General features: G+C 43.9%; 8 protein-coding genes. 4 read left to right on the forward strand and 4 right to left on the reverse strand.

The genetic code is table 11. From position 1 onward, the window contains the following. Positions 1-1737, reverse strand: a 1737-nt coding sequence (locus F7C14_RS04735; RefSeq protein WP_290900353.1) for an amino acid permease, incomplete at its 3' end; no start/stop codon positions are given. Between the two features lie 78 nt (positions 1738-1815). Between F7C14_RS04735 and F7C14_RS04740 the strand changes: the two genes are divergently transcribed. From F7C14_RS04740 to F7C14_RS04755, 4 genes are read left to right on the forward strand one after another with little or no spacing between them, the layout of a single operon-like run. Then, the gene (locus tag F7C14_RS04740; RefSeq protein ID WP_290900355.1) at positions 1816-2949 is read left to right on the forward strand and encodes an aconitase X catalytic domain-containing protein; all 1134 of its coding nucleotides are present in this window, start codon (positions 1816-1818) and stop codon (positions 2947-2949) included. Continuing rightward, positions 2939-3337, forward strand: coding sequence for a DUF126 domain-containing protein (locus F7C14_RS04745; RefSeq protein ID WP_290900357.1), 399 nt, complete (start codon positions 2939-2941; stop codon positions 3335-3337). The genes F7C14_RS04740 and F7C14_RS04745 overlap by 11 nt, the downstream gene beginning before the upstream one ends. Then, positions 3330-4337 carry a site-2 protease family protein gene (locus F7C14_RS04750; RefSeq protein ID WP_290900359.1) on the forward strand — a complete coding sequence of 336 codons (1008 nt, stop codon included), beginning with the start codon at positions 3330-3332 and terminating at the stop codon, positions 4335-4337. The genes F7C14_RS04745 and F7C14_RS04750 overlap by 8 nt, the downstream gene beginning before the upstream one ends. Before the next feature lie 21 nt (positions 4338-4358). After that, positions 4359-4913: a CoA pyrophosphatase gene (locus tag F7C14_RS04755; protein ID WP_290900361.1), complete on the forward strand. Its 555-nt coding sequence runs from the start codon at positions 4359-4361 to the stop codon at positions 4911-4913. Here F7C14_RS04755 and glmM read toward each other — a convergent pair. The 3 genes from glmM to F7C14_RS04770 all read right to left on the reverse strand — a co-directional run. Beyond that, on the reverse strand, positions 4885-6222 hold the full coding sequence (glmM, locus tag F7C14_RS04760; protein WP_290900364.1) for a phosphoglucosamine mutase: 1338 nt from the start codon (positions 6220-6222) through the stop codon (positions 4885-4887). The genes F7C14_RS04755 and glmM overlap by 29 nt on opposite strands. A 9-nt stretch (positions 6223-6231) precedes the next feature. Continuing rightward, positions 6232-6588: a nucleotidyltransferase domain-containing protein gene (locus tag F7C14_RS04765; RefSeq protein ID WP_290900367.1), complete on the reverse strand. Its 357-nt coding sequence runs from the start codon at positions 6586-6588 to the stop codon at positions 6232-6234. Further along, on the reverse strand, positions 6557-6918 hold a 362-nt coding region (locus tag F7C14_RS04770; protein WP_290900369.1), incomplete at its 5' end, for a HEPN domain-containing protein. The genes F7C14_RS04765 and F7C14_RS04770, both read right to left, overlap by 32 nt.

Here is a 6918-nt window from a genome sequence, read left to right on the forward strand (position 1 = left end):
GACATCTTTTCTAAAAGTTCTACCCCTCCAGCCCATAACTATCAGATTCGGCTTTAACTCATCCACAAGGTTGAGGATAGCCTCTGGAACTAAGTGACCAACAGCTACGATCCCGCCAATCGGAACTTCGGAATTTAAAAGCTCAGAAACCATCTTTTTAGCCTTGCCAATCTCTCCAAGAGAAGCGGTCAAAGGCGTCTGATACGGCAACCTTACTATATTCGCAATTATAATTTCACCGTCCCTCTTTTTTGCAAGAATTTTAGCAAAATCTACGAGCTTTCTTGCAATTGCCGGATTGGCTATTGGAACGAGAATTCTGTAGGGCTTCTCTTCAATTGGAATTTCCTTGTAAACGGTCTTAATTTCTTCCTCCATTCTCTTCTCCATCTCCTTCTCCGAGTAAGCGTAGTAAACGAGAGAGCCAAAGAAAATCCAAGCGAGAGTTAGGAGAGCAATTAAAAATCCGTGCTCCAGCTGGGTGATTAAGTAGTAAGTGATTACGAACTGAAGGATTAGAGTTAGAAGGGGCAATATAGGAACGAAAGGCACTTTGAAGCTTCTTTTCAAATCTGGTCTTCTCAATCTAAGAATTACCAAGGCAGAGTTTACGAACATGAAGAGCAGAATGAACATCAGGCTCGCTGCGGATGCAACAGCTTCTATGGGTGCTAAGGAGGCTGTTGCTATTATTATGTAGCTGAAAAGAATTGCAAGATGTGGAGTTTTCGTTTTCTCGTTTATCGCAGCTAAAGCTCTGTGCAAGTATCCAGATCTGCTCAGAGCGAAAACAACTCGCGAGGAGGAATAGATCGTTGCGTTCATGGCACTGATGGTCGATATTAAACCACCGGCGATTATCAAAACCCCTCCGAGAGGCATAATTTCGTCAGCCACCCTCACAAGACTGAATTCCGCAAGCTTTCCGAGGTACTCCCAGCTCGGAACATCCGCTTTAACCGCTCCGAGTAGGGAAAATGCAACGAGAATGTATATCGCCACGGTAACCCAAAGAGATACGACTATAGCTTTCGGAATGTTTCTTTCTGGGTTCTTTACCTCTTCCCCACTCTGAACGATTATCTCAAAACCTTCGAAGGCTATGAACGTCAAACCCATGGCAGCTAGGACACCAACAAAGCCATGAGGCATGAATGGTTGAAATGCGCTCTCCCAATTGGGGTAGCTGAAGGTTCTGCTTAATCCAAAAAAGGCGAAAATGAGCAGAATAATTATTTTTAAGAGCGTGACGACTCCCCCAAGCTTACCGCTCTCCTTCACTCCAACGAAATTCACGTAAGCAAGAAAGGAGACTATTAAAAGTGATGAGATTTTTGCTAAAACCTCCTGAGGAAAGTTCAATCCCGCAAACCTCACTAAGAATTCCGAGAGAAAAGCTCCGAAAGTTACAGCGTAAAGGGAGCAGGCTATCGTATGAGCAGCCCAATCCACCCAGCCGGCTATGAAACCGGCGTAATTTCCGAGAGCTTCTTTTATCCAAACGTAACCTCCTCCAGCCTGAGGGATCGCTGAACCGAGTTCAGCGTAAGCTAAACCCGTAAAGGTGGCGATAATCCCGTTGAAGAGAAACGCAATCAAAATAGCTGGGCCAGCAATTCCTGCTGCGATACCAGTTAAAGCGAAGATACCAGCACCGATCATTCCTGCGATACCGATCATGGTTATGTCAAAAAGAGATAAATCCCTGCTCAGCGTAATTTTTACCCGATTTTCCATGAATCGAATCATCCACGTGTGAGAATAAATCTCTTTTGACGGAAGACCTTAAATATTTCCACAGAAAAGTGGGACTAAATGTTTCTAACGAAAGAGGAAGAAAAGCTGCTTGAAAGTCCAAACGAGGGTATTAGAAAGTGTATGGAGATACTCGTAGCGGTTGGAGAGATATTCGGAGCTGAAAAACTGATAGAAATAAAGAGCGCTCAGATTTCGGGAGTATCCTACAGCAATATTGGAGAAGCCGGATTAGAATGGCTTGAAAGTCTGGACGTGAAAGTCACCGTTGACTCTTTTCTCAACCCAGCAGGATTTGATTTGGAGAGATGGAAAGAGATGGGAATAGAGGAAAGTTACCGGGAAAAGCAATTGAGGATAATCAGAGCTTTCGAGAGAATGGGTGTGAAGCTAACTCTCACATGCACACCCTACTATCTGGAAGAGATTAAAAAGAACGATCACCTCGCTTGGGCTGAGAGCTCTGCCGTAATTTACGCAAATTCAATTATAGGAGCAAGAACAAACCGAGAAAGTGGAATTACCGCTTTAGCAGCTGCAGTTATTGGAAAAACTCCGTACTACGGTCTGCATATAAAAGAGAACAGAGCTCCGACAGTTTTAGTTAAAATTAAAGGAGAGAACTTTGCCTTAGCCGGACTCGAACTCGGAAAAGCTTTGAAGGAGGGCGAGATCCCCCTCGTGGAATTCAATAGAAAACCTTCCGAAGAGGAATTGAAACTATTTGGAGCAGCTTTGGCGTCAACTTCTTCTTGCTCCATGTTCCACGCAGTGGAGTTGACTCCGGAATGGAAAGACTTCGAAACTCCGAGGGAAAAGATAGAGGTTGACGAGGCTGAATTCGAGAAGTGTTCGCCAGATTTGATAGCGATAGGCTGTCCGCACGTTTCGAAGAGAGAGCTTGAAAAAATTTACGAGCTCCTCAAAAAGTATGGGAGAGTTAAAAGAAACCTCTGGATATTTACTTCGAGGAAAATTAAAGACGAGTGTTCGAATCTCGTGAGGAAAATAGAAGAACTCGGTGGAAAAGTCTTTTCCGATACATGCATGGTTGTCTCTCCAGCAAGTGAAAAATTCAATTGCGTGATGGTAAACAGTGGAAAAGCTTTGGAGTACTTACCGAAGCTGAGAAAAGTTAATGCAACTTTTGCTTCGCTTGAGGAGTGCGTGAGGTGGGCTACCCTTGAGGATTAGAGCGAGAGGTGTTTCGAAAGGCTTTGCGAGAGGAGAGGCGTTAGTGTCGAAAAGCAAAATCTCTTTTCTTGGAGATGTCGATGCGAAAAGTGGTGTAATAGTTGACAGAAAAAGCGATATTTACGGAGAAAGCGTAGCAAACAAAGTTCTTGTTTTCCCTTCCGGAAAGGGGAGTACTGTAGGAACGTACGTTCTTCTCCAATTAAAAAAGAACGGCGTAGCCCCTCTGGCGATTATAAACGAAAGAACGGAGGTAATTATAGCTGTCGGAGCGATAATAGCCGAGATTCCCCTCGTGGATATGCCCGAAGTAAACGTTTTCGAAATATTGAAGAGTGGAGACATCGTGACTGTAAATGCTACCGAGGGGTGGATTGAAGTTGAGTGAAAGGGAAATACTTGAAGAAGTCTTCAACGTTTACTTCGAACATGAAGAGGGAGAAGTAAAAAGGTTCTTCGTAATTCCAAAGTATGGGATCTACGACGAAAGAACGCAGATAGTTCTCGCAAAGTTGAGCGAGAAATACGACGTGAGGGTAAAAATGCTTCACGGAGAGATTGTCGTCGAGTTAAAACCCCACAAGGAGAACTACCTGATAAACATTATTCTGCTCGCCTTAACCTTCCTCTCCACAACCTTCGTCGGCTCCTTTTACTTAGGTGAGTTCGATTTGCTTCAAGGGGTAATGTTCTCGATAGCAATCCTCTTTGTCCTCGGCAGCCACGAAATGGGACACTACTTTACCTCAAGGAGCTTTGGGGTGAGAACGTCGCTACCTTACTTCATACCATTTCCCACAATTATAGGCACGCTCGGAGCGATAATAAAGCACAGAGGTGCTATACCAAGCAGAAAAGCACTGCTTGCAATCGGTGCCGCTGGACCTCTTGCAGGAATTGTGGCTTCGGTGATCGTGGCTTACATAGGGCTGAAGTTCTTTGAAGTTAACATCCCTCCCGAAAAAGCTGAAATTTTCATCGGAGTTCCACCTCTGTTTTATGCGGTGATGAGCGCCGTAGATTACTCAGGAAACGCCATACATCCGGTAGCTTTCGCAGGATGGGTCGGCATGTTCATAACTTCACTGAATTTAATTCCAGTAGGACAGCTTGACGGAGGTCACATAATGCGAGCTTTAATAGGAGAAAAAGCCGACACAGTTTCCAAAATCATTCCCTTCGTACTAATAGTTCTCGGAACGTTCTTTGGCTCGATATGGTTCTTTTGGGGAATTCTAACACTGTTCTTCGGTATGCAGAAGCACCCAAAACCGATAGACGACTCACCTCTACCCATTAATTGGAAAATGCTTGGGGTCATTACCTTCGCTCTTGGCGTGGCTTGCTTCACACCAACCCCCTTCCTAATTCCGAAAAATTTAAAGTGATTGATTATGATCAATTCTAAGATGGTCAAAAGGTTAAAGGATATCCTCGATCCAGAGCTCAAATACGTTAAAAACGAGAGGGTTGCAGCGGTTTTAGTCCCGATAACGTTCGATCTCGAACTGGTCATGATAAAGAGAGCGAAGAATTTAAGCAGAAGTGCCGGACACATAGCCTTTCCGGGAGGAATTAGGGAAAGAACGGAAAGCATAGTAGAGACCGCTTTGAGAGAAGCTGAAGAGGAGATTGGAGTAAAGAGAGAGAACATAAACGTTCTCGGCTACTTGTCTCCGAAAGAGGTCGTTGAGCACAGAATAAAAATCCACCCGGTTGTCGGTATCGTTTCAAGTAAGAACTTCACACCGGACAACTACGAGGTCGAGAAAATTCTTGTGGACGACCTGAAGAGAGTTCTAAAGAGTAGAAGAATTGCCGACTGGGGCCCGAATTTCGAGTGCGCCGGAGAGCTCGTGTGGGGGGCGTCAAGCAGAATTTTGGACGATTTCTATCTCAGGATCGTTAAAAAATTTGGAAACATAGACGACTTCTTCAGCCCAGAATCTTCTTCACAACACTAACGCCAAATTCAGCCAGTTCCCTTGCTTTACTTTCGGTTTTAGCTTCCGCAAATATCCTCGCTATTGGCTCAGTTCCGGAAGGTCTTATAAGAAGCCAGCCGTCTTCGTAGTCTATTCTTGCCCCATCCGTAAAGTTAGCCTCGGGAAATTCCCTCCTAAGTCCTTCGAGCAGTCTTTTCCTGTCTCTACACTCCACTTTAAGCTTTATCATGTGGTACTTCGGAATTTCTTCAGCAAGTTCGGAGAGCTTTTTACCGGTTAAAGCCATGAGTTCCATGAATTTCGCCAAGCTCATTCCTCCGTCTCTTGCAAGTAAATGCTCCGGGAATATTAACCCTCCATTGCCCTCCCCGCCGAAAACGGCATTCTTTTCCTTCATAACCTTAGCCACCACCGGCGATCCAACGGCTGTGTAAACAACTTCACCTCCAGCCTCTCTGACAACATCCTCAACGCATCTCGAACTGCTCACGGGAGTAACCACAATTCCTCCTCCGTGCTGTTCCACGTAATACTTAGCCATTATAGCAAGGGTTACATCCTCACTCACGAAATTTCCTTTCTCATCAACGAAAGTTGCTCTATCAGCATCTCCGTCATGAGCGACTCCAAAATCAGCTTTAAATGCTTTTACGGCTTCTTTAAGCATGTCCAAATGCTCGTCAACTGGTTCGGGATTTCTTGCAGTAAATCTTCCGTCCGGGTTGCAATTTAAAGTTAACACCTCGCAGTTAAGTCTTTTAAGAATTTCCGGTGACGTAAAGCTTGCAGCACCGTTTCCGCAGTCTAAAACTACCCTGAACTTTCTTTTCTCGATCTCATCAGCCTCTACCTTATCAAGAATCCCCGAAACGTAAAGGTCGATGCAGTCATCTTTTAAAACTCTTCCAACTTCATTCCATCCCGCTTTTCTAAAACTCTTGCTCTTGTAAATTTTCTCAGCCTCTTCGTCCATCTCCCAAGTAAATTCGGTTCCATCCTCCTGAATGTACTTTATCCCATTATACTCCTTCGGGTTGTGGGAAGCTGTTACTATCACCCCAGCCTCGACATCGTTTTCTTTCACGTAATACTGCAGAGCTGGGGTCGGAGCGATGCCAACATCAACAGCGTCGCTTCCAGCGGAAAGAATTCCAGCGATCACCGCAGATTTCAGCATTTCAGAAGAAATTCTTGTGTCACAAGCTATAGCAATTTTTCCCGGTTTCATCGTGGCTATTGTCCTTCCAAGGTTGAGCGCCATTTCGGCGGTAAGTTCTTCGTTCGCAATTCCCCTTACGCCGTTAGTTCCGAAAAGCTCTCTTGCCATAGTTGAAATTTATCTTTTTGTGGATAAATTCGTTTCGATCTCAACGAGCTTAGCTTTAAAGACTCTTTTCCAAAACTCGAATTCTCTCTCGCTTACAATGTGCAGCTCGAAGGGGTGATAAAAGGGAAGGTTACATCTCTCCTCTATTTCTGCTATAATTTCCGCCCTCTTCATAGCGTTTAGCTCCTCCTTAAAAACTATCAGAACGTCTATATCGCTCGCAAGAACAGCCTTCCCTTCAGCAAAGCTACCGGTTAAAAAAACCTTCTCGCATCCCAGCTCTTTAGATATTTTCGCTATACACCCAAGAAATTTTTTGTAATTTCTCACGATTTCAGCTCTTCTCTTTTCGAGCTCTATCCACAACAGACATCAACCTCCTTGCAGTCGAAATAGCATTTTTTGCATCTTCTTCACCATATTCTGACGATAAATATCTTGCTTTTATATATGCATCCTCTAAAAATATTAATTCTTTTCTATCAAAGTCAAATTTTATGTTAAGTAAATTTGATAAAATCGATAAAAGTTTTCTTATAGAATGTGTTCTTGGAATTTCTCCACTAAATTCAAGGATTACTGACTTCAAATACAATTGAACTGCTTGTTCTGCAAGAAAGCACGATATGTCATAACTTCCAGCTTTTAATCTTTCTTCTGCAGCCTCAAGAAAGCTTACTGCTCTCTTTCTTAATC

It is taken from the genome of Ferroglobus sp., assembly GCF_015521575.1.
In the GTDB taxonomy this organism is placed as follows: Archaea; Halobacteriota; Archaeoglobi; order Archaeoglobales; family Archaeoglobaceae; genus Ferroglobus.